We start from the raw sequence: 21748 nt of genomic DNA on the forward strand, positions 1-21748 counted from the left end.
GTTGTGTGGTCGCGAGGCGGGGAAACCCCACGTCTCGAACCACAGAGGACAGTGAGAACACGGAGTCTCACGGAGGAAAACCAGATCCGGTTCGATGCGGCGACAGCGCATCCTGCCCGGTTTTCTCTGTGCATCTCAGTGTTCTCACTGTCCTCTGTGGTTCAAGGTGTAGGGTTCCGCCCCGTCAGCCCAAGCCACATCCCCCCGCCCCGGCCATATATCGTGATGAGCGATTTCTTTCTAACTCGATATTCTATCGGGGCATAAGAGCGCCGGGCATAATGGCCGCTGTCCAAACGATAAAGAGAACCGACATGACCCGCCGCGCCTCCCTGCTTGCCGTCGCCTTCGCCTTGCTCAGCGGTCACGCCCTGGCCGATACCACGCTGCTGAACGTGTCGTACGACGTGATGCGCGACTTCTACAAGGACTACAACCCGGTCTTCGCCAAGTACTACGAAGCCAAGTTCAAGGACAAGCTGACGGTGCAGCAATCGCACGGCGGCTCGTCCAAGCAGGCGCGCTCGGTGATCGACGGGCTGGAGGCGGACGTGGTGACGATGAACCAGTCCACCGACATCGACGCCATCGTCGAGAAGGGCAAGCAGATCAACTCGGGCTGGGAAAAGCGCCTGCCGGACAACGCCTCGCCGTTCTCGTCGCTGCAAGTGCTGATCGTGCGCAAGGGCAACCCCAAGGGCATCAAGGACTGGAACGATCTGGTGAAGCCGGGCGTGCAGGTGGTGGTGCCCAATCCCAAGACTTCCGGCAACGGCCGCTATACCTACCTGGCGGCGTGGGGCTACGCGCTGAAGCAGCCGGGCGGCAACGACGCCAAGGCCCGCAGCTTTGTCTCCGCGCTGTTCGCCAACGTGCCGGTGCTCGATTCCGGTGGCCGCGCCGCCACCACCACCTTCATGCAGCGCAATATCGGCGACGTGCTGGTCACCTTCGAGAACGAGGCCGAGATGATCGCCCGCGAGTTCGGCCGCGGCGGCTTCGAAGTGGTGTACCCGTCGGTGTCGATCGACGCCGACCTGCCGGTGGCGGTGGTGGACAAGGTGGTCGACAAGAAGGGCACCCGCAAGGCCGCCGAGGAATACCTCAAGTACCTGTGGAGCCCGGAAGGCCAGCAAGTGGCCGCGCAGAACTACCTGCGCCCCCGCGACAAGACCGTCGCCGCTAAATTCGCCAAGCAGTTCCCGGTGGTGAAGCTGTTCACCGTGGACGAGTTCGGCGGCTGGACCAAGGCGCAGAACCAGCACTTCGACGACGGCGGCATCTATGACCAGATCGCCGCGGCCAACGCCAAGAATTAAGGTCCCCCCTTCGTGGTGGAATTGACGGGGCAGCGAGTCTCTATGGATTGACAAGCCGGGCCGTTGGTTAGGTCCTCAGTCGGTGTACCATGCGATGCCACGGTAGGCGGGGCGCTTCTGGTCACTGGCGTTTCCGCCATTCCCCGCTCCCCTAGGAAAACAACAACATGGCAATCAAGCAACACAGCGTGTTGCCGGGCTTCGGGCTGTCGCTCGGCTACACGCTACTTTATCTCTCGCTGATCGTGCTGCTGCCGCTGTCGGCGCTGGTGATCAAGGTGACCCACATGGAGTGGGCGGCGTTCTGGCACGCGGTGACCGAGCCGCGCGTGCTGGCCAGCTACCGCGTCACCTTCGGCGCATCGCTGATCGCCGCCACGCTCAACCTGGTATTCGGCCTGCTGCTGGCCTGGGTGCTGGTGCGCTACCCGTTCCCCGGCAAGCGGCTGGTCGATGCCCTGGTCGATCTGCCGTTCGCGCTGCCGACCGCCGTGGCCGGCATCGCGCTGGCCACGCTGTACGCCCCCAACGGCAGCATCGGCCGCTGGCTGGACCCGCTCGGTATCAAGGTGGCGTTCACCCCGCTGGGCATCGTGTTCGCCCTCACCTTTATCACCCTGCCGTTCGTGGTGCGCACGGTGCAGCCGGTGCTGCAGGATCTGGAGACCGAGCTGGAGGAAGCCGCCGCCAGCCTGGGAGCCACCCGCTGGCAGGTGTTCCAGCGGGTGATCCTGCCGACGCTGCTGCCGGCGCTGCTCACCGGCTTCGCGCTGGCGTTCGCCCGCGCCATCGGCGAGTACGGCTCGGTGATCTTCATCGCCGGCAACATGCCGTTCGTGTCCGAGATCACCCCGCTGATGATCATCTCCAAGCTGGAGCAATACGATTACCTGGGCGCCACGGCCATCGCGCTGGTGATGCTGGCGGTGTCCTTCGTGATGCTGTTGGTCATCAACGGCCTGCAATGGTGGTCGGCCAAGCGCCTGGGACGGAGGAAATAACATGGCCGGCACTCAGAATGCCCCCCGCTCCATCGTCACCACCGAATCCCCGCTGGTGCGCTGGCTGCTGACCGCGATCGCGCTGCTGTTCGTCGCGCTGTTCCTGGTGATCCCGCTGGTATCGGTGTTCGCCGAAGCCTTCAAGCAAGGCTGGCAGCTCTACCTGGCGGCGCTGATCGAGCCGGACGCGCTGGCCGCGATCAAGCTCACCCTGCTCACCGCGCTGGTCGCCGTGCCGCTCAACCTGGTGTTCGGCGTGGCCGCCGCCTGGGCCATCGCCAAGTTCGACTTCAAGGGCAAGAGCTTCCTGATCACCCTGATCGACCTGCCGTTCTCGGTGTCGCCGGTGGTCGCCGGCCTGATCTACGTGCTGCTGTTCGGCGCGCAGGGCTGGTGGGGACCGTGGCTGGCCGAGCACGACATCAAGATCATCTTCGCCGTGCCGGGCATCGTGCTCGCCACCGTGTTCGTCACCTTTCCCTTCGTCGCCCGCGAGCTGATCCCGCTGATGGAAGCCCAGGGCAGCGAGGAGGAACAGGCCGCGCTGGTGCTGGGCGCGTCGGGCTGGCAGACCTTCTGGCGCGTCACGCTGCCCAACATCAAGTGGGGCCTCTTGTACGGCGTGATCCTGGCCAATGCCCGCGCCATGGGCGAATTCGGCGCGGTGTCGGTGGTGTCCGGGCATATCCGCGGCATGACCAACACCATCCCGCTGCACGTGGAGATTCTCTACAACGAGTACAACTTCGTCGCCGCCTTTGCCTGCGCCTCGATGCTGGCGCTGCTGGCCCTGGTGACGCTGGCGGCCAAGAGCTACGTCGAGTGGGCCGCCGCGCGGCAGGCCGCCGAAGACCGCCGCCAGGCCGTCGAGTGACGCGGTCCCCCTCCCATTGAAGACAGTGACGCCGGGGCACGCGCCCCGCCGGAGAAAGCGATGAGTATCGAAGTCAGACAGATCAACAAGCGGTTCGGCGATTTCGTGGCGCTGGACGACATTAACCTGGACATCCAGACCGGCGAACTGCTGGCGCTGCTCGGCCCGTCCGGCTGCGGCAAGACCACGCTGCTGCGCATCATCGCCGGGCTGGAGACGCCCGACCGCGGCAGCATCCTGTTCCACGGCGAGGACGCCACCGATACCCACGTGCGCGAGCGCCAGGTGGGCTTCGTGTTCCAGCACTACGCACTGTTCCGCCACATGACCGTGTTCGAGAACGTGGCGTTCGGCCTGCGGGTGCGCCCCAAGCACACCCGGCCCACCGACGCGGCGATCAAGCAGAAGGTGCACACCCTGCTGGAGCTGGTGCAGCTGGACTGGCTGGCCGACCGCTATCCGGCGCAATTGTCCGGCGGCCAGCGCCAGCGCATCGCCCTGGCCCGCGCGCTGGCGGTCGAGCCGCGCGTGCTGCTGCTGGACGAACCGTTCGGCGCGCTCGACACCAAGGTGCGCAAGGAACTGCGCCGCTGGCTGCGCCGGCTGCACGACGAAATGCACATCACCAGCGTGTTCGTCACCCACGACCAGGAGGAAGCGCTGGAAGTGGCCGACCGCGTGGTGGTGATGAACAAGGGCCGCATCGAGCAGACCGGCACTCCGGAGCAGGTGTACGACCAGCCGGCCACGCCGTTCGTGTACCAGTTCCTGGGCGACGTGAACCTGTTCCACAGCCGGGTGCACGAAGGCTGGGCCGAAGTGGGCGGCACCCGCTTCGCCGCGCCCGAGGCCGGCGACAAGGCGGTGATCTACGTGCGCCCGCACGAGATCGACATCCAGCGCATCGCCACCGACAAGGCCCTGGCCGGGGTGATCACCCACGTGCGTCTGCTGGGCGCCACGGTGCGGCTGGAGGTGAATGTCGCCGCTGGCGATCCGGTGGAAGTCGAACTGACCCGCGAGCGGTATACGGAAGGGCGCTGGAGCGTGGGCGAGGCGGTGTGGTTGAGTCCGCGGGAGGCTAGGGTTTACGCGGGGTGATTTGGGGGAAAAGGAGCCGGTTCAGGCTCCTTTTTTTGTTGGGGGCGGCAATTGCTGCTGCAACTTCAACTTCAACTTCAACTTCAACTTCAACTTCAACTTCAACTTCAAAGGCTTTTAACCGCCTAGCGCCTGCGGCGCGGTGGATTGACGCCCTCTACCGCCGTGCGGGCGGGTTCATTTCTTTTGCACGGCCAAAAGAAACGAACCAAAGAAAAGGCCGCCCCGCATACGCGCCCCTTCGGGGTACCCTCGCGCCGGACAATCGAGGCGGCGGCTGCGGAACTCGGGCGCTGCGCGCCCTCAGACAGTCCTCGCCGAATTCCCGCCCCGCTTGTCCTCTACTCGGCGCTGCTGAGGGGCCCCGGGCAGACCATCCACTCCCCCGGCCCCTCGCCTTGAAGGCGAGGGGTGACGTGTGCGACGGCCAGCAGACGCGCGCGCGCCTCTTGCTGACCCAAAAGTACAAGCGGGTGTTTGCTTTTTCCCGCTTCCCGCCGCACCCAACGGGGGTTCCTCCCGTTACGTGGCGCCGAGGAGGGAGCGAGACCCTAGGCTCGCGACCGACGCAGGGAACCCCGGAGGGGCGCAGACGCGGGGCTCCTTTTCTTTGGTTCGTTTCTTTTGGAGAAGCAAAAGAAATGAACCGGCCCGCCCGGTCGCGAAGGGCATCAATCAATCGCGCCGCAGGCGCTCGGCGGTTAAAGCCGTTGTGGTTGCTGTTGCAGTTGCAACCGCCGCCTGCCGCCCCGCAGCCAAACCCGCTTACCAGATCGCAAACACCACCCGATCCAGAATCAACGCCCCGAACACCCAAGCCAGATACTTGATCGAATACCGGAACAGATCGCGGGCGATGGCCTCGTCGCCGCTGCGGTACAGCTTCCAGCTCCGCCAGACGAAGCCGGCGTTGAACCACGCCGCCACCGCCAGATAGAGCCAGCCGCTCATGCCGATCACGAACGGCAGCACACACACCGCCGCCAGCATCACCGCATACAGCAGGATGGTCTGCCGGGTGAACGCCGCGCCGTGGGTGACCGGCAGCATCGGCAGGCCGGCCTTTTCGTAGTCCAGGTGGCGATACAGCGCCAGCGCCCAGAAATGCGGCGGGGTCCAGGTGTAGATCAGCAGGAACATCACCGCCGCCTCGGGCGATACCGTGCCGCTGACGGCGGCCCAGCCCAGCACCGGCGGCATGGCGCCGGCGGCGCCGCCGATCACGATGTTCTGCGGCGTGGCCGGCTTGAGCCAGCGGGTGTAGACCACGGCGTAGCCGAAGAACGTCGCCAGGGTCAGCGCACAGGCCAGCAGGTTGCCGAAGCTGGCCAGCAGCCACAGCCCGCTCAACGTCAGCAGCGCGGCGTAGAGCGCGGCGTCGGCGACGGTGACGCTGCCGCGCACCAGCGGGCGGCCCTGGGTGCGGCGCATCGCGGCGTCGCGGTTACGCTCGACCAGGCAGTTGACCGCGGCGGCGCCCATTGCCACCAGCGCCACGCCGAGCAGCGAGGCCAGCACGTCGGGCAAGGTCTCCAGCGACGGGCCGGCCATGGCCGCGCCCACTGCGGCGCAGAATACGATCAGCGACACCACCCTGGGCTTGCCCAGGGCCCACAGGTCAGCGAGCCGTGGAGAATACTGGGCGTACAGAGGCTTGAACATGAACGGTTTCTCCTTGTCGGGCACGGGCGAGCAACCCGACCAGTAACAGCAAAAGCAGCGCGGCGCCGCCGTTGTGCGCCACCGCCAGCGGCAGCGGCAGGCCCAGCAGCACGTTGGCGATGCCCAGGCCGATCTGCAACGCCAGCGCGCCCAGCAGCCAGGCGCCGGCGCGGCGGCCACGGCGCAGCAGCGTCAGCGCCAGCAGGCCGACGGCGATCACCACCGCCACCGCCCACAGCCGGTGGATCCAGTGGATGGCGGCGAGGTGGTCGATGTCGAGCGCCACGCCGTCGATGGTCAGCCCCAGTTCGCGCAGCGGGTGAAAGCCCACCTGCCAGTCGTCGGGCAGGTGGTAGTTGCCGCGGCAGGCGGGGAAGCCGTCGCAGGCCAGCGCGGCGTAGTTGGTGGATACCCAGCCACCCAGCGCGATCTGCAACGCCACTACCGCCAGTACGATCCAGGCGCTGATGCGCAGTGCGCCATCCAGCGGCAGCCGTCCGGGGCTGGCGCGCGCGGCCTGGGCGGCGACCAGCGCCAGCATGGTCATCCCGCCCAGCAGGTGCGAGGTGACCACGCCGGGCATCAGTTTCAACGTGACTGTCCACATGCCCAGCAGGGCCTGGAAGATCACCACGCAGATCGGCGCGACCACCAGCAGCGCCGGCATGCGCAACGCGGCGCGGCGGCGCCACAGCAGCGCGGTCTGGCCGAGCAGCAGCAGGCCCAGCCCGCCGGCGACATAGCGGTGGATCATTTCCTTCCAGCCCTTGGCCGGATCGACTTCGCCGCCGTAGTGCTGCTCGGCATGGGCGATCTCGTGGTGGCTGTCCGGCGCGGTGAGGCGGCCGTAGCAGCCGGGCCAGTCCGGACAGCCCAGGCCGGCGTCCTCCAGCCGCACGTAGGCGCCGAGCATCACCAGCACCAGAGTCCAGCCCACGGTGAACCACAGCAGGCGTTGCAGTGTACGTTGGCTCATCCCAGCCCCTTGTTGTTCTTGAGGAACTTGCCGATCTCGCTCATCACGCGGCGGCGGCCGTCGATGTCGTCCAGTTGCTGCGGCGCGTAGCGCACCACGGCGTTGCCGTGCGGGTCGATCAGGTACAGCCCGGCGCCGGGCAGCGGCTGGCGCGGCGTTTCCAGGCCGGCGTCGGCGACGCGCGGGTTGGGGCAGGCGCGGCTGGCGCCGTAACGCATGCGGTCGGCTTCGCGCCCCTGCCCGACGGTGAACTGGCGCGCGGCGAAGGTCAGGTCGCCTTGCAGCGCGGTGCAGCCGGCGGGGTCGTGCGCCAGCAGCCGCCATTGCGGCGCGCTGGCGAGGGTGTCGGGCGTCAGCAGCATCTGGCCGTAGCTGGCGCCGCCGGCCGGACGCCACCAGTGGTAGACCGCCTGCGCGGCGAGGATGGGCACCAGGGCGAGGCCGAACATCAGCAGCAGGGTATTGCGGCCCTTGCGGCGGGGGTCGGGCGTGGTCATGCGCGGACTCCGGAGGAACGGTAGAAGCGGACCCACAGCAGTACGCCGATCAGGCTCATGCCCCACCAGGTGGCGGCATAGGCGAGGTGGCGCTCGGGCGGCAGGCCCGGCGGGCCGGATTCGCGCACGAACGGCGGCTGCGCGCCGAGGGCGCGGGCGTAGGCCACCGGCTCGGCGCCGCCGCGCCAGGCGGCATAGCGCGCCGGGTCGATGTTCTGGAACAGGTTGCCCACCGGCGGCGTGGCGGCCAGTTCGAAGAAGCGCGGCCAGCGCGCCAGTTCGACGTCGCTGCCGGCCGGGGCGGGCACGGCGGCGTCGGCCGGCAGCCAGCCGCGGTTGACCAGCACCACCGCGCCGTCATTCAGGCGGAACGGGGTGACGATCTCGACGCCGACCCGGCCGTTGGCGATGCGCTGGTCCAGCCGCAGTTCGTCGGCCGGCAGCCACTGGCCGGCGAGGCGCACGCGATGGAATTCGTCGGGGGCCTGCCCGCCGCGCCACACCAGCGGCGGTTGCGCCAGCGCCTGGGCGTAGGCGGCGGCCAGCGCGCGCTTGCCCAGCGCGCGCGAGAACTGCCAGGCCCCCAGCGCCACCGTCAGCAGCACCAGCGCGGCCAGCCCGAGCAGGGCCAGGCGTCGCCGGTGATTACCCTGGGTTATGCTACGGTTCGATGAAAAAGGAGCCGACATGAAAGTTGTTGCCATCATCCTGCTGGTCGTGATCATCGCCATGCTGGGCCGCGCCATGCTGCAACTGGTGAAGGGCCCATCCGGCTCCCCGCAACTGGTGCGCTCGCTGACCTGGCGCGTGGCGTTGTCGATCGTGTTGTTCCTGTTGCTGCTGGTGGCGGTGAAAATGGGGTGGTTGGCACCGCACGGGATTTGAGGCACAGCTTTCGGTTCAGTGGACCAACCCGTTGATATGGAGCGGGGGTGACACCTCACCCCTCACTCCTCCCGCCTCACCCTTCACGTCTTCACACGCAATACACGAACACGAACAGGATCAGCCACACCACGTCCACGAAGTGCCAGTACCACGCCGCGGCCTCGAAGCCGAAGTGGTGGTGCTGGTCGAAGTGGCCGCGCAGCACGCGCACCAGCATGGTGGTCAGCATGATCGCGCCCACCAGCACGTGCATGCCGTGAAAGCCGGTCAGCATGTAGAAGGTGGCGCCATACGCGCCCGACGACAGCTTCAGGCCCAGTTCGCCCCAGGCGTGGTGATACTCGTAGGCTTGCAGGCACAGGAAGATCGCGCCCAGCAGCACGGTCGCCGCCAGGCCCAGCTTGAGCTTGCCGCGCTTGTTCTCGATCAGGCCCCAGTGCGCCCAGGTGAGCGTGGCGCCGGAGGTCAGCAGCAGCGCGGTGTTGATCGCCGGGATGCCCCAGGCGGACATCGCCTCGTAGGCGTCGACCTTGGGGCCGGAGGCCATCGGCCACGCTTCGTTGAACATCGGCCACAGCAGGCCGTGGGTCTCGGCGTGGTAGCCGACGCCGAAGCCCAGCTCGGGCACCGACAGCACCCGCATGTAGAACAACGCGCCGAAGAACGCGCTGAAGAACATCACCTCGGAGAAGATGAACCAGCTCATGCCCCAGCGGAACGAGTAGTCCACCTGCTTGCCGTAGTCGCCGTGTACCGATTCGCGGATCACGTCGCCGAACCAGCCGAACAGCATCCACAACAGGATGGCGAAGCCCAGCGCCAGGATGTAGGGGCCGGCGGCGACGCTGTTCATCCAGAACGCGGCACCCAGCGCCAGACAGAACAGGGAGATCGAACCCACCAGCGGCCATTTGCTGGGCGCGGGGACAAAATAATGCGCGTCGTGGACGCCGTTCTCGACATTCATGCTCTTCTCCAGGTATTCAAATTCAAAGTCTTGAACCACAGAGGACACGAAGAACACAGAGGATCACGGAGAAATTCGAGATAACCCCTGGAACGCTTTCGGGGTTCTCTGTGTGGCTCGGTGTTCTCTGCGCCTTCTGTGTTTCAAGATTTGTTTTGTTATGTATTCGGCTCAGCCCTGGCTGCTTACCAGCAGCCGCACCAGCGTGAAGATCCCCAGTGCGATCAACAGCGCCAGCACCAGGCCGGTGACGATCACCTGGGCCGGCTTGAGGTTGGCGCGTTCGGTTTCCTTGCTGCTGCGGATGCCGACGAAACCGGACAGCACCGCCTTGACCGTGGACAGCAGACTCATGCCTTGCCCTCCCCGTGTGGGTTTTCCTCGAGCGGATACAGCATGTACGACAGCGTCACCGCGCCCAGCTCGGGCGGCATGTCCGCCTCCACCAGCAGCACCACCGTCACCTCGCGGGTTTCGCGCGGCGCCAGCGTCAGCGCGTTGAAGCAGAAGCACTCCAGCTTCTGCAGGAAGCGCCCGGCGCGTTCCGGCGCGTAGCTGGGCACCGCGCGGATGCCCAGCGGCGCGTCGCTGAGGTTTTCCAGGCGGAACTTCGCCTTGATCAGCCCCCCGGCGCGCCCCGCCGTCACCGGCTCCAGCGCGGTCAGCCGCGCCGGCAGGCCGGCGGCGACGTTGCTGTCGAACTCCACCCGCATTGCCGCGGCATGGGTGTCGGCCAGCTCCGGCCGGGCCCGATCCACACCCAGCGCTTCGCAGAACACGTTGTAGAACGGCACCATCCCATAGGCGAAACCCACCATCAGGGCTGCCACCACCGCCAGCTTGATCGCAAGCCGGCGGTTGGCGCGCTGTTGGGTGAGGGCGAGCGTCGCGGCGGTCATTGGCTGAGCAGGTACTGCTTGACGATGATGCCGAGGAAGAACGCCAGCGCGATGCTGCCGATCACCAGCGCGGTGCGCAGGTTGCTGCGACGGGGCGGTTGTCCGGTCATGGCTGCGTCACTCCAGTGCCTGGGCGGCCAGGCCCTTCTTCACCAGCGCCTCGTCCGGCGGGGTTTCCCAGGTATGGTGCGGCGCCGGCGACGGCACTTCCCATTCCAGCGTCGGCGAATCCCACGGGTTGGCGGGCGCCTTGCCGACGCCGCCGCGGATGGTGTGGATCACGTTGTAGAGGAAGAACAACTGACCCAGGCCGAAGCAGAATGCGCCGACCGACGCGATGGCGTTGAAGTCGGTGAACTGCAAGGGGTAATCCGGAATGCGGCGCGGCATGCCGGCCAGGCCCAGGAAGTGCATCGGGAAGAAGGTGACGTTGAACCACACCATCGACCACCAGAAGTGGAACTTGCCGGCACGCTCGCTGTACATGTTGCCGGTCCACTTGGGCAGCCAGTAGTACACCGCGCCAAACAGGCTGAACAGCGCGCCCGCCACCAGCACGTAGTGGAAGTGCGCCACCACGTAGTAGGTGTCGTGCATCTGGGTATCCACCGGGGCGATCGACAGCACCAGACCCGAGAAGCCGCCGACGGTGAACAGGCAGACGAAGCCCACCGCGAACAGCATCGGCGTCTCGAAGCTCATCGAGCCCTGCCACATGGTGGCGATCCAGTTGAATACCTTCACCCCGGTCGGCACCGCGATCAGCATGGTCATGAACATGAAGAACAGCTGCGCGGTGGCGGGCATGCCCACCGAGAACATATGGTGCGCCCACACCATGAACGACAGGATGGCGATCGACGCGGTGGCGTAGACCATCGAGTGGTAGCCGAACAGCGGCTTGCGGGCAAAGGTGGGGATGATCTGGCTGACCACGCCGAACGCCGGCAGCGCCATGATGTACACCTCGGGGTGGCCGAAGAACCAGAAGATGTGCTGGAACAGCACCGGGTCGCCGCCGCCCACCGCCTTGAAGAAGTGGGTGCCGAAGTGGCGGTCGGTCAGCAGCATGGTCACCGCGCCGGCCAGCACCGGGGCCACCGCCACCAGCAGGTAGTTGGTGATCAGCGCGGTCCAGGCGAACATCGGCATCTTCATCAGCGTCATGCCCGGCGCGCGCATGTTGAGGATGGTGGTGATGATGTTGATCGAGCCCATGATCGACGAGATGCCGAGCAGGTGGATGGCGAAGATCGCCAGATCCATGCCCATGCCGAACTGCAGCGACAGCGGCGGATAGAGCGTCCAGCCGCCGGCCGCCGCGCCGCCCGGCACGAACAGCGAGATGATCAGCAGCAGCGCCGCCGGCGGCAGCAGCCAGAAGCTCCAGTTGTTCATCCGCGCGAACGCCATGTCGGGCGCGCCCAGCATCAGCGGCAGCATCCAGTTCGCCAGTCCGGTGAATGCCGGCATGATGGCGCCGAACACCATGATCACGCCGTGCAGCGTGGTCAGCTGGTTGAAGAACTCCGGTTGCCAGAATTGCAGCCCCGGCGTGAACAGCTCGGCGCGGATGCCCAGCGCCATCAGGCCGCCGGTGATGAACATGGCGAACGAGAACCACAGGTACAGCGTGCCGATGTCCTTGTGGTTGGTGGCGTAGACCCAGCGCCGCCAGCCGGTCAGCGTGTGATGGTCGTGATCGTGGTCATGCGCGTGGTCGTGGTGGCCGGCGCCGAGGTCGATGGTCGGATTGGCAGTTGTGCTCATGATCGGTCCTTACTTCCGTGCGGCCTTCACATCCTTCGGTTGCAACATGTCGGTCATCTTGTTGCCGAAGGAGTGACGTTCATAGGTGATCACCGCGGCGATCTCGGTATCGGACAAGCCCTGCCAGGACGGCATCGCGCCCTTGCCGTGCAGCACGATGTCGAGGTGGCCGGCGATGGGCCCGTTGGCGATCTTCGAGCCCGCCAGTGCCGGGAACGGACCGCCGCCAGCACCATCCGCCTTGTGGCAGGCCGCGCAGTTGGCGTCGTACACCGTCTTGCCGCGCGCGATCATCTCGTCCAGCTTCCAGACCTTGTTCGGATCGTCCGCAGCGGCCTTGGCGTCCTTCTGCTTCTTGTCGACCCAGGTCTTGAAGTCGTCCTTGGACACCACGCTGATCACGATCGGCATGAAGCCGTGATCGCGCCCGCACAACTCCACGCACTGCCCGCGGAAGGTGCCGACGCGGTCGGCCTTGAACCAGGTATCGCGGATGAAGCCGGGAATCGCATCCTGCTTCACGCCGAACGCCGGCATGCCCCAGGAGTGGATCACGTCGTTGGAAGTGGTCAGCACGCGCACCTTGGTGCCCACCGGCACCACCAGCGGCTCGGTCACTTCCAATAGATAGTGCTCGCCCTTGGCCTGGCCCTTGTCCTTGTAGTTCTCGATCTGGTCGCGCGGCGTGGCCAGCTTGCTCTTGTAGCCGAAGCCGTAATCCAGATAGTCGTAACCCCAGAACCACTGGTAGCCGGTGGCCTTGATCGTCACCTCGGCATCGCGCGTGTCCTTCTGCGCCAGCACCACCTTGGCGGCGGGCCAGGCCATCACCACCAGGATCAGCGCCGGGATCAGCGTCCACAGGATTTCCACCGTGGTGTTCTCGTGGAAGTGGCGCGCCGAGTGCCCGGAGGATTTTCGGTGCTTGAAGATCGAATAGAACATCACGCCGAACACGGCGACGAAGATCACCGCGATCACGCCCATGATCCAGGCGTGCAGGTTGTTGATGTCGTGAGCGATCAGGGTTTGGGGAGTCTGGAAGTTATATCTTCCATCGATGGTGGCGAAACTACAGGCAGGCAAAAACGCTGCGAGTGCGCACGCGCGCGAAAACCGCATTCTGAACCTCCACTGGTCTAGGTATACCGATGCGCCATTGCAGCGCACGGCTGTTCTTCTGCTTTTTTTGTCCAACCATATTTAGGAAAAAACCCGCATCAGGCAAGGACAACGGGATAAATGTACGTCCGTCTGTCGGTTTTTTGCACATATTTGGAGCATGTTTGACTAAACCGAACGCTACAAGCGGGCAGTTATGCCTGCGCATAAGAGGAGGACAAACATGGACTTGCACATCGATAGCCTGGATCACCATTTCACCTTGCCGCAGACCCGCAAGGTGGCATTTGGCAGACCTTTTGCGTGGATTCGCCTCGGTTGGCAGGAATTCACAGCACATCCCGCACCCAGTCTGGCGTGGGGGCTGGTGGTGGCCGTTGCCGGCTGGATCTCGTTGCTGCTGGCCTACAACTACCCGTTGTTCTTCACCACCTGTGTCACCGGCTTCCTGCTGCTGTCGCCCATCGTGGCGGCAGGCATCTATGAACTGACCAGCGCGCGCGAGCAGGGCAAGCCCGTGTCGTTCCTGCAATCGGTACGCGACTACATGCGCAACCTCAGCCAGATCGCCTTCTTCGGCGTGATCCTGGGCATGATCGCCATCGGCTGGGAGCGCGTCTCCGCCATCATGTTCGCCCTGTTCTATGGCGGCGAAGTGGGCACGCTGCACGACTTCCTGCGCTCGCTGGCGGGCGAGTACCTCGGTTTCTCCATCGCCTGGGTGCTGACCGGCGCCGTGCTGGCGCTGGTGGTGTTCGCCGTCACCGCCGTATCGATCCCGATGCTGGCCGACCGCGAAGTGGATGCCGTCACCGCGATGATGACCAGCCTGCGCGCCGTGGCCGAGAACATTGCGCCGATGCTGTTGTGGGCCGCCTTGATCGTCGCCCTGACCGCCGTCGGCTTCGCCACCGGCCTGCTGGGCCTGATCGTGATCTTCCCGGTGCTGGGCCACGCCACCTGGATCGCCTACAAGGAACTGGTGGCCTGAAGGTGGGCGAAAACGTGTAAGCCAGCCGGCCGGACGAGCACTCGTCCGCGCCGGATGGGCGCCGCTGTTGTCAGGTAAATAGAGATAAGTCTTGACCGCGCCAGAGAAGGCCGTTACTATCCTTCTTCTCTGTCGCGGGATGGAGCAGTTGGCAGCTCGTCGGGCTCATAACCCGAAGGTCGCAGGTTCGAGTCCTGCTCCCGCAACCAAATACCAAACCCCCGATCCGGTTTCCGTCGATCGGGGGTTTTGCTTTGGGCCGCCATCCTGGCCCGCTTCCTGCCGCTAGGCAGCCTCACCGTATCGACCTGTTGGCAGCGGTCGTGATACCCCTTCCGTTCCTGAATTTATTACAAAGCATGAAGCTTGACTTCGGTCATTGAATTTTGCTTTGTCCTTTTTGAATTCCTACTTATCTTGTATGTATTCCATATACATCCAGTCCGGTATGCCTGGGCTGAAGACAAAAAGTGGGTCAGGGGGAGGGGGTGGCGCTTTCATTTTCTGTTCTCGCAGGTGCGATCCGCAGGATCTGGGCCAAGAGTGGCGAGGGTTTTGGCCACGGACTGCTGGCGCACATGCTCGACGTGGCTGCTGTGGTCGAGACCATTCTGGCGCGCGAGCCGGAAAGCTCCCGTTGCTGGATCGCCCGTGAATTGGGCCTGCCGCCAGCGCAAGTCGTGCGCTGGATTGCGTTCCTGATCGGCTTGCACGATTTCGGCAAGAGCATTCCCGGGTTTCAGCTCAAGTGGCTTGAAGGCTGGCAATGCCTGCAACTGCTGGGGTTGGTTGCCGACAAGTTTTCGGCTGCGATGACTCAGCATGCTCCCGCCAGTGCGGCGTTGCTCAATCCATTGTTGGGCCGACGTGAAGTAGCCGATGCCGCTTGGCTCCGGCACGTTCTCCAGGCCATCAGCGCCCATCACGGGTACAACTTCACCCAATCCCAGATCAACGAAGCCCGGCCGGTCAACGAAGGTCGCGGGTGGAGTGAAGCGCGGCAAGGGCTATTCGACGCGTATTTCGCATTCTTGGCCCCGCAAGGCGTGCCTAACGTCGAGGAACTATCGTTACCGGCAGTACAGTGGCTGGCCGGGCTGACCAGCGTGTCTGACTGGATCGGTTCCAATCCCGATTGGTTTCCCCTCGGCGAGCGTTGCGACGATCTGGGCGACTACTATGCCGACGCGCTACGCCGCGCTGCCACGGCGTTGGATGCCGTCGAGTGGCCGCGTTACCGCACCTTGCTGCCCGAACCATTGCCGCTCGATACGCTGATCGGTCGCATCATCGGCCGGCAGGGCGTTGCCGCGCGTCCGTTGCAGCAACGGGCTGAACAGTTGCTGGCCGGGGGACGGGGGCCTTCGCTGCTGCTGGTCGAAGCCCCCATGGGCGAGGGCAAGACCGAGCTGGCGTTCCTGGCGCATCTGTATCTGCAGGCGGCCAATCAGCATCGGGGTCTGTACGTCGCAATGCCGACCCAGGCTACCGGCAATGCCTTGTTTCAGCGGGCGGTTACGTTTTTGCGCAGCTTTGCCGCCGACGCGCCGCTGGATGTGCAGCTGGTCCACGGCGGGGCGGCACTGAACGAGCAGATAGCGCATCTGCGCGGCATCGCCGGCACACCCGGCGAAGATGTCACATCGTCGAGCTGGTTTTCCCAGCGCCGACGCCCGTTGCTGTCGCCGTATGGTGTTGGCACGGTCGATCAGGCATTGTTTGCCGCGCTGAACGTCAAGCATCACTTCGTCCGGCTCTGGGGGTTGGGCAACCGGGTCGTCATCCTCGACGAAGTGCATGCTTACGATCTCTACACCGGCACCTTGATCGAGCAACTGCTGCGCTGGCTCAAGGCGATGGGTAGTTCGGTGGTGTTGATGAGTGCCACGCTGCCGGCGGCGCGGCGCAATGCGCTGCTGCGGGCTTGGGGTATAGGCGAATCCGCCATTCCGGCGCAGCCGTATCCCCGGCTGATGCTGGCCGACGACCGCGGTATTTCCGGTGCAAGCTGCGAATCGCGCCCTTTGGCCCCGATCGAGTTGCGTGCCGTGGGCGAGGACCTCGCCAGTCTGGCGGCCTGTGCGCTGACCAATCTGGAATCGGAGGGCTGTGGCGCCATCATCGTCAACACCGTGGACCGCGCCCAGGCGCTTTATCGGATGTTGCAATCGTCCGTGGACGATTCAACCGTCCTCATGCTGTTCCACGCCCGCTTTCCCGCCGACCAGCGCGGCGAGATCGAAACGGCCGTGCTGAAAGCCTTCGGCCCACAAGGAACAAGGCCCCAGCGTGCCTTGCTGATCGCGACCCAGGTCGCGGAGCAATCACTCGATTTTGATGCCGATGTCATGTTGACCGACCTGGCCCCGGTCGACCTGCTCCTGCAACGGGCAGGCCGCCTGCATCGCCATCAACGGGCACGGCCTAAGGACCATTGCGTTGCTCGGTTGTATGTCGCCGGCCTGGGGGCGGCGCAGTTACCCGACTTGCGGACCACGGCCTGGGAGTTCGTCTACAGCCCCTACATCCTTGGCCGGACGTGGGCATTTCTTCGCGGCGAAGCCGAGCTGCATTTCCCACGGGACATCGATCGTCTGGTGCAGACCGTCTATGGTGATGTACCGCTACCGGATGAGGTGCCGGAAGCCGCGCGTCGGTATATCGACGGCAAGGCCAGCGAAGACCATCAAGGCAAACAGCAGGCAATGCGACAACTGGCGACGCATGTGGCCATCGACCCTGCCGACGAACCCCAGAGTGCCTATCTGAACAAGCATTTCGGCTTCGAAGAGGGCGAAGAAGGCATCGGCCTGCCCAATCGCACCCGCCTGGGTGGCGACTCGGTCACCCTGGTGCCGGTTCACGACACGCCCGAAGGCTGGCGCGTCATCATGGATGGCGAGGTCTTCGATCCTCGACAACCCGTCACCGATGCCCTGGCCAAAGCGCTCTACGCGCGCCAGATCAAGACCTCCCGGCCCGACCTGGTCCGGCACTTCCAGGCCGCCGACAACCCGGAGGCCTTTGCCGGACACCCGTTGCTGCGCCATCTCAAACCACTGCGACTGGTGGATGGAAACGTGCAGATCGGCAAGCTGACAGTCTGTCTGGACGATGAACTCGGCCTGATCTACCAACGGAACGCACCCGCATCCGAGGATGAGAAATGAACATAGCTTTCAACTTGCTCGATGAGCCCTGGCTGCCGGTCCGGTTGAGCGACGGGCAGGTTCGTGACCTCGGCCTACTGGAGGTCTTCCAGCGTGCCGGTGACATCACCGCGCTGGCGGAAACCGCGCCGCCCAGCCTGATCGCGCAGCATCGACTGTTGCTGGCGATCGTCCACCGCGCGCTGACCGCCTCGCAGGGCCGCTGGAAGGATAGCGACCGCAAGCGCTGGTTCCTCGAAGGGCTGCCGGTTGCCACGATCACCGATTACCTGGAACGCTGGCGTGACCGCTTCTGGCTGTTTCACCCGCAACAGCCGTTCATGCAGGTCGCCGCGCTGGCGCAGGCCGACGAAACCCGCGACAAGCTCAAGCCCTGGACCCAGATTTCGCTGGCCAGCGCCAATGGCAATACCCCTGTCGTGTTCGACCACCATTGCGACGCCGAGCCGTCGGCGCTCGACGCGGCACAGGCCATCCGCGCGCTGCTGGGTTTTCTGCAATTTACCCCAGGCGGCCTGGTCAAGATCTTTCGCGATTCCGACAAGGCTGGTCCGCTGGCCAACACCGCCGCCGTGCTGCCGCTGGGCGAAACGTTGATGCAGACCTTGTGCCTTGGCCTGCACCCGCCCGCCGGCGCAGACGTCGACGACGCGCCCACCTGGGAACGCCCTCCACTTACCGTCGCGCGATTGCGCGGCGACCCCACTCATGCCACCGGCCCGAACGATCGCTATACCCGGCTCACGCGTGCCGTGCTGCTACAGCCCGACGACGACGGCAAGGTGCGATGGATACGTTTTGCCGCGGGTGAGGCGCTGGCCGATGACGCCCAGGTCCCGGACCCGATGGCCAGTTATCGCATGGGGACCAACGGTCCGGTACGGCTCAGCTTCACCGAAGGGCGCGTTTTCTGGCGCGATTTGCCGGCCCTGCTGCCGGACGCGGCGGGCCAGGCGGCGAAGCCGGCCGCGGTGCTGGGGACTGCCACCAATCTGAACGAACTGCTGGGTCGGGCCGGGCAACCGTTGCTGGTGGCGGGCCTTGCCAGTGATCAAGCCAAGTTGTTGCGTTGGCGTGCCGAGCGCTTGTTCCTGCCGAGCACGCTGTTGACCTCGCCCGACTGCGCCCAGTTGCTGCGCATGCAAGTCCGGCTGGCCGAAGATCTGTTCACCGACCTGCGCAAGATCGCGACCGGCATGTACGCCGATTTGCAGCCGGACTCCGGCAACAAGGACACCTGGGCCAGGGCGCGCGCCATGTTCGACGCCGGTCCGGCAACTGCCGTCTACTTTGCCAGCGCCGAACGAACGCTGGAGCGACTGATGACGCTGCTGAGCCAGGGCGAGATCGAGCAGGCGGATGCTTGCTGGAGCCAGGCCCTGCTGAATGCCGCGCAGGCGGCATGGCGGGCTGCGTGCGCCGGGCTGGGTCGGTCGTCCCGCGCCCTGCTGGCGGAAGTGCGCGCTCATCCCCGCCTGCTGCGCCGGCTCAAACCGCTGCGCGGCGACCAGGAAAGACTTTTCGCCCTTGAGGAGGCCCAGCAATGAGTGACTACGCGCAGAAGTTCGTGGCGCAACTGGAGCGGCTGAACCGGCCGGAGCAACGCGATGCCCGTGCCTTGGCGATCCTGCGCCGCAGCCTGGGGTTTCCCCCGGGCAGCTATCCCGCCGCCTATCCCTATGTCGAGTACTTCATCGCAGCCGACGCTCACGCCCAGGACGCGCAACGCCTAGCGCTGTATCTGACGGCCGGGTTGTATGCCCTGCACCCCCACCAGGGCGCGCAGACGTTGGCCACCGCACTGGGTGGCCTGATGCGGCAGCGCGACAGCAGCAGCATCGAGCGGCGTTTCATCGCACTGCTGAGTGCGGACGCGGAGAACGTGGCGATCTACCTGCGGCAGGCGATCAGCCTGCTGGCAGCCGATGACGTATCGCTGGATTACGCCGTCCTGCTCCAAGACCTGTGCACCTGGCTGAACCCCCGTGCCGATGCCGATCGGCTCGACACCGTGCGCCGCCGCTGGGCGAGGGATTTCTATCGTGCGCTGACCGTCGAGACCGACGTCCCGGCCCCCGTATCCAATACCGAAAACGCTTGAGAGGAACACCATGAGTCTGTTCGTCGAATTCCACCTGATCCAGAATTTCGCGCCTTCCAACCTCAACCGCGACGACACTGGCGCCCCCAAGGACGCCATGTTCGGCGGTTATCGCCGGGCGCGGGTGAGCAGCCAGTGCTTCAAACGCGCCATCCGGCTGGCGGCACGCGACCACGATCTGGTGGCCGAGGCGTTTCGTGGCGTCCGCACCAAGAAGCTCAAATCGCTGTTGCTGGAGCGTCTGGCCGGACGCGACGCACAGCAGGCCGAAGGCAAGATCGAAACGGCCCTGGCCGCCGCGGGCCTCAAGCTCAAGGACGACGGCAAGACCGAATACCTGCTGTTTCTGGGCAATGCTGAAATCGACGGCTTTGCCGCGTTGATCGAACAACACTGGGATGTCCTGGCCGGTGCTCCTGTCGAGGGGGAGAAAAAGGGCAAGAAGGAAGCCAAGGCCAGCGCGCCGCCGGAAGTCGTCAAACAAGCCAAGGCCCTGCTTGACGGCGGCAAGGCGGTGGACGTTGCCTTGTTCGGCCGTATGCTGGCCGATCTGCCGGAGGTCAACCAGGAAGCCGCCTGCCAGGTGGCCCATGCCATCAGCACCCATCGCGTCGAGCGCGAATTCGACTACTTCACCGCCGTGGACGACCAGGGCGGCCCGGAAGAAACCGGTGCCGGCATGATCGGCCAGATCGAGTTCAACTCCGCCACCTTGTATCGCTACGCCGTGGTCGATGCGCACAAGCTGCTGGGCAATCTCCAGCAGGACAAGGACCTGGCGCTGGCCGCGCTGGAGGCATTCACCCAGGGCATGGTGCGCGCCATTCCCAGCGGCAAGCAGAACACCTTTGCCGCGCACAACCTGCCCAGTTTCGTCGGCGTCTGCCTGCGCCACGCCGGTCCGCTCAACCTGGCGAATGCCTTCGAAAAACCGCTGCATGCCAAGGCAGACCAGTCGCTGACCGAACAATCGGTACAGGCGCTGGCCCGGCACGAATGCGCCTATGCCACGGTTTACGCCGACAGCAGGGATCAATGGTCCTACCTCGATCTGACTGGCGCCTGGCCTGCCGACCGTGGCTCGCGCGCGGCCCGGTTGGAAGACCTTGCCGCCTGGGTCCGGCAACAGGTGGCAGCGCGGCTGGAGCACTGAGATGCCCACCCTGTTGCTGCGCCTGCAAGGGCCTTTCCAGTCCTGGGGGGTGACCAGCCGTTTCGACGAACGCGATACCCAGCTCGAACCTTCCAAGTCGGGCGTCCTGGGATTGATCTGCGCCGCCCTGGGCCGCGACCGGAGCGAGCCGTTGGACGACCTCGCCGCATTGCGCATGGGTGTGCGGGTCGATCGCGAAGGCGTGCCGATGCGCGACTACCAGACCGCCACCGGCGTGATGATCGCCTCGGGCAAGCCCGATCTGCGCCGCACCGTCATCAGTCCGCGTTTCTATCTGGCGGACGCCGCATTCCTGGTCGGCCTGGAAGGTACTGATCAAATGCTGCTGGCTCGTGTCCACGACGCATTGCGTGCCCCCCACTGGCCATTGGCGCTGGGCCGCAAGAGCTTCGCCCCAGGGGAACCGGTGTGGCTGCCGGATGGCTTGTCCCCGCTGGGGCTGGAGGCCGCGCTCGCCGCCTATCCGCGTTTGCGGGCGCCGCAGCGCGGCGGCACGGGCACCGTGGTCCGTACCCTGCTGGAAGACGTCCGGGAGGGATCGATCCGGCTGGACCAACCCGTGGCGCCGTTTGCCGAGCGGCAATTCGGCCCACGCTACGTGAAATCGGGAGTAATGGATGTTCCTGAGCAGACTGACGCTCGACCCGCGTAATGCCCAGGCGCGACGCGATCTGGGCGACCCTTATGAGATGCACCGCACCCTGGCGCGCGCCTTTGTCCCGGATGCGGACACCCCGCCGCCGCGTTTCCTCTGGTGCCTGGAACCCACCGGCAATCCCTGGGCAAGCCCGACGCTGTTGGTGCAGTCGGCCAACCGAGAAGCGGACTGGTCATTCCTGCAGGCCACCCCCGGCTACCTGCAACAGCCCGTGGCGTCCAAGCGGGTGGCGCTGGATAAACTGCTGGTGCCGGGCAGCCGCTACCGCTTTCGCCTGTTGGCCAACCCCACCGTGATGCGCCAGGGCAAGCGCTACGGTCTGACCGGCGAAACGGCGCAGTTGGAGTGGCTGCAACGGCAGGGCGAGCGCCATGGCTTCACATTGGAGGCCGCCTTGGTGACAGCCAGCGACATGCTGCGTGGGCGTAAGGAATCGAGCGTGATCAGCGTGCAGCGGGTGGCCTACGAAGGCGTGTTGCAGGCATTGCAACCGGACGCGCTGGCCCAGGCGCTGCTGGCGGGCGTCGGCCGCGCCAAGGCGTTCGGCTGCGGCTTGCTCAGCCTCGCGCGTTGTTGAT

Annotated in this window: 22 protein-coding genes and 1 tRNA gene; 13 read left to right on the forward strand and 10 right to left on the reverse strand. The window is 65.4% G+C overall.

Going from position 1 to position 21748, the window contains the following annotated elements:
* Positions 1-314: 314 nt before the first annotated feature.
* From C556_RS0101410 to C556_RS0101425, 4 genes are all read left to right on the forward strand, one after another.
* Positions 315-1319 carry a sulfate ABC transporter substrate-binding protein gene (locus tag C556_RS0101410; RefSeq protein ID WP_018746437.1) on the forward strand — a complete coding sequence of 335 codons (1005 nt, stop codon included), beginning with the start codon at positions 315-317 and terminating at the stop codon, positions 1317-1319.
* Between the two features lie 167 nt (positions 1320-1486).
* On the forward strand, positions 1487-2320 hold the full coding sequence (gene cysT / locus C556_RS0101415; protein ID WP_018746438.1) for a sulfate ABC transporter permease subunit CysT: 834 nt from the start codon (positions 1487-1489) through the stop codon (positions 2318-2320).
* A gap of 1 nt (position 2321) precedes the next feature.
* Complete coding sequence (gene cysW, locus C556_RS0101420) at positions 2322-3194, forward strand: sulfate ABC transporter permease subunit CysW (protein WP_018746439.1); 873 nt, start codon at positions 2322-2324, stop codon at positions 3192-3194.
* 60 nt (positions 3195-3254) lie between these two features.
* Entirely contained in the window at positions 3255-4295 is a 1041-nt protein-coding gene (locus C556_RS0101425) for a sulfate/molybdate ABC transporter ATP-binding protein (protein ID WP_018746440.1), read from the forward strand.
* A 765-nt stretch (positions 4296-5060) separates the two neighbouring features.
* On the opposite strand, the gene cyoE is transcribed toward C556_RS0101425, so the two are convergent.
* From cyoE to C556_RS21300, 4 genes are read right to left on the reverse strand one after another with little or no spacing between them, the layout of a single operon-like run.
* Positions 5061-5957 carry a heme o synthase gene (cyoE, locus tag C556_RS0101430; RefSeq protein ID WP_018746441.1) on the reverse strand — a complete coding sequence of 299 codons (897 nt, stop codon included), beginning with the start codon at positions 5955-5957 and terminating at the stop codon, positions 5061-5063.
* Positions 5914-6933: a COX15/CtaA family protein gene (locus tag C556_RS0101435; RefSeq protein ID WP_018746442.1), complete on the reverse strand. Its 1020-nt coding sequence runs from the start codon at positions 6931-6933 to the stop codon at positions 5914-5916. The genes cyoE and C556_RS0101435 overlap by 44 nt, the downstream gene beginning before the upstream one ends.
* On the reverse strand, positions 6930-7430 hold the full coding sequence (locus C556_RS0101440) for a redox-active disulfide-containing membrane protein (protein ID WP_018746443.1): 501 nt from the start codon (positions 7428-7430) through the stop codon (positions 6930-6932). The genes C556_RS0101435 and C556_RS0101440 overlap by 4 nt, the downstream gene beginning before the upstream one ends.
* Positions 7427-8119: an SURF1 family protein gene (locus C556_RS21300; RefSeq protein ID WP_157235693.1), complete on the reverse strand. Its 693-nt coding sequence runs from the start codon at positions 8117-8119 to the stop codon at positions 7427-7429. The genes C556_RS0101440 and C556_RS21300 overlap by 4 nt, the downstream gene beginning before the upstream one ends.
* Between C556_RS21300 and C556_RS0101450 the strand changes: the two genes are divergently transcribed.
* On the forward strand, positions 8118-8315 hold the full coding sequence (locus C556_RS0101450) for a twin transmembrane helix small protein (RefSeq protein WP_018746445.1): 198 nt from the start codon (positions 8118-8120) through the stop codon (positions 8313-8315). The genes C556_RS21300 and C556_RS0101450 overlap by 2 nt on opposite strands.
* 91 nt (positions 8316-8406) lie before the next feature.
* Here the strand turns inward: C556_RS0101450 and C556_RS0101455 are convergent, their stop codons facing one another.
* The 6 genes from C556_RS0101455 to coxB all read right to left on the reverse strand — a co-directional run bounded on the left by C556_RS0101455 (position 8407) and on the right by coxB (position 13040).
* Positions 8407-9285 carry a cytochrome c oxidase subunit 3 gene (locus C556_RS0101455; RefSeq protein ID WP_018746446.1) on the reverse strand — a complete coding sequence of 293 codons (879 nt, stop codon included), beginning with the start codon at positions 9283-9285 and terminating at the stop codon, positions 8407-8409.
* A gap of 171 nt (positions 9286-9456) precedes the next feature.
* On the reverse strand, positions 9457-9639 hold the full coding sequence (locus C556_RS18875) for a DUF2970 domain-containing protein (RefSeq protein WP_018746447.1): 183 nt from the start codon (positions 9637-9639) through the stop codon (positions 9457-9459).
* Positions 9636-10184: a cytochrome c oxidase assembly protein gene (locus C556_RS0101465; protein WP_018746448.1), complete on the reverse strand. Its 549-nt coding sequence runs from the start codon at positions 10182-10184 to the stop codon at positions 9636-9638. The genes C556_RS18875 and C556_RS0101465 overlap by 4 nt, the downstream gene beginning before the upstream one ends.
* On the reverse strand, positions 10181-10294 hold the full coding sequence (locus C556_RS23520; protein ID WP_018746449.1) for a cytochrome oxidase small assembly protein: 114 nt from the start codon (positions 10292-10294) through the stop codon (positions 10181-10183). Before C556_RS23520 ends, C556_RS0101465 begins: the two co-directional genes overlap by 4 nt.
* A 7-nt stretch (positions 10295-10301) precedes the next feature.
* A complete protein-coding gene (gene ctaD / locus C556_RS0101475; RefSeq protein WP_018746450.1) occupies positions 10302-11954 on the reverse strand; it encodes a cytochrome c oxidase subunit I in 1653 nt (550 codons plus the stop codon).
* A 9-nt stretch (positions 11955-11963) separates the two neighbouring features.
* Positions 11964-13040 carry a cytochrome c oxidase subunit II gene (gene coxB / locus C556_RS0101480; protein WP_245559203.1) on the reverse strand — a complete coding sequence of 359 codons (1077 nt, stop codon included), beginning with the start codon at positions 13038-13040 and terminating at the stop codon, positions 11964-11966.
* A 259-nt stretch (positions 13041-13299) separates the two neighbouring features.
* Here coxB and C556_RS0101485 point away from each other — a divergent pair, with 259 nt between their 5' ends.
* From C556_RS0101485 to cas6e, 8 genes are all read left to right on the forward strand, one after another.
* A complete protein-coding gene (locus C556_RS0101485) occupies positions 13300-14067 on the forward strand; it encodes a DUF2189 domain-containing protein (protein WP_018746452.1) in 768 nt (255 codons plus the stop codon).
* Positions 14068-14200: 133 nt separating this feature from the next.
* Positions 14201-14276: transfer RNA gene (locus C556_RS0101490), tRNA-Met, on the forward strand.
* A gap of 279 nt (positions 14277-14555) precedes the next feature.
* Positions 14556-17237 carry a CRISPR-associated helicase/endonuclease Cas3 gene (locus C556_RS0101495; protein ID WP_040430131.1) on the forward strand — a complete coding sequence of 894 codons (2682 nt, stop codon included), beginning with the start codon at positions 14556-14558 and terminating at the stop codon, positions 17235-17237.
* The gene (gene casA / locus C556_RS0101500; RefSeq protein ID WP_018746454.1) at positions 17234-18784 is read left to right on the forward strand and encodes a type I-E CRISPR-associated protein Cse1/CasA; all 1551 of its coding nucleotides are present in this window, start codon (positions 17234-17236) and stop codon (positions 18782-18784) included. Before C556_RS0101495 ends, casA begins: the two co-directional genes overlap by 4 nt.
* Positions 18781-19338 carry a type I-E CRISPR-associated protein Cse2/CasB gene (casB, locus tag C556_RS0101505; protein WP_018746455.1) on the forward strand — a complete coding sequence of 186 codons (558 nt, stop codon included), beginning with the start codon at positions 18781-18783 and terminating at the stop codon, positions 19336-19338. The genes casA and casB overlap by 4 nt, the downstream gene beginning before the upstream one ends.
* Positions 19339-19348: 10 nt before the next feature.
* Positions 19349-20491 carry a type I-E CRISPR-associated protein Cas7/Cse4/CasC gene (cas7e, locus tag C556_RS0101510; RefSeq protein WP_018746456.1) on the forward strand — a complete coding sequence of 381 codons (1143 nt, stop codon included), beginning with the start codon at positions 19349-19351 and terminating at the stop codon, positions 20489-20491.
* Position 20492: 1 nt separating this feature from the next.
* Positions 20493-21164: a type I-E CRISPR-associated protein Cas5/CasD gene (gene cas5e, locus C556_RS0101515; protein ID WP_018746457.1), complete on the forward strand. Its 672-nt coding sequence runs from the start codon at positions 20493-20495 to the stop codon at positions 21162-21164.
* A complete protein-coding gene (cas6e, locus tag C556_RS0101520; protein WP_026262718.1) occupies positions 21130-21747 on the forward strand; it encodes a type I-E CRISPR-associated protein Cas6/Cse3/CasE in 618 nt (205 codons plus the stop codon). The genes cas5e and cas6e overlap by 35 nt, the downstream gene beginning before the upstream one ends.
* The last annotated feature ends 1 nt before the right edge of the window (position 21748 follow it).

Origin of the sequence: Chitiniphilus shinanonensis DSM 23277, from assembly GCF_000374805.1 — a bacterium.
GTDB classification, from domain to species: domain Bacteria; phylum Pseudomonadota; class Gammaproteobacteria; order Burkholderiales; family Chitinibacteraceae; genus Chitiniphilus; species Chitiniphilus shinanonensis.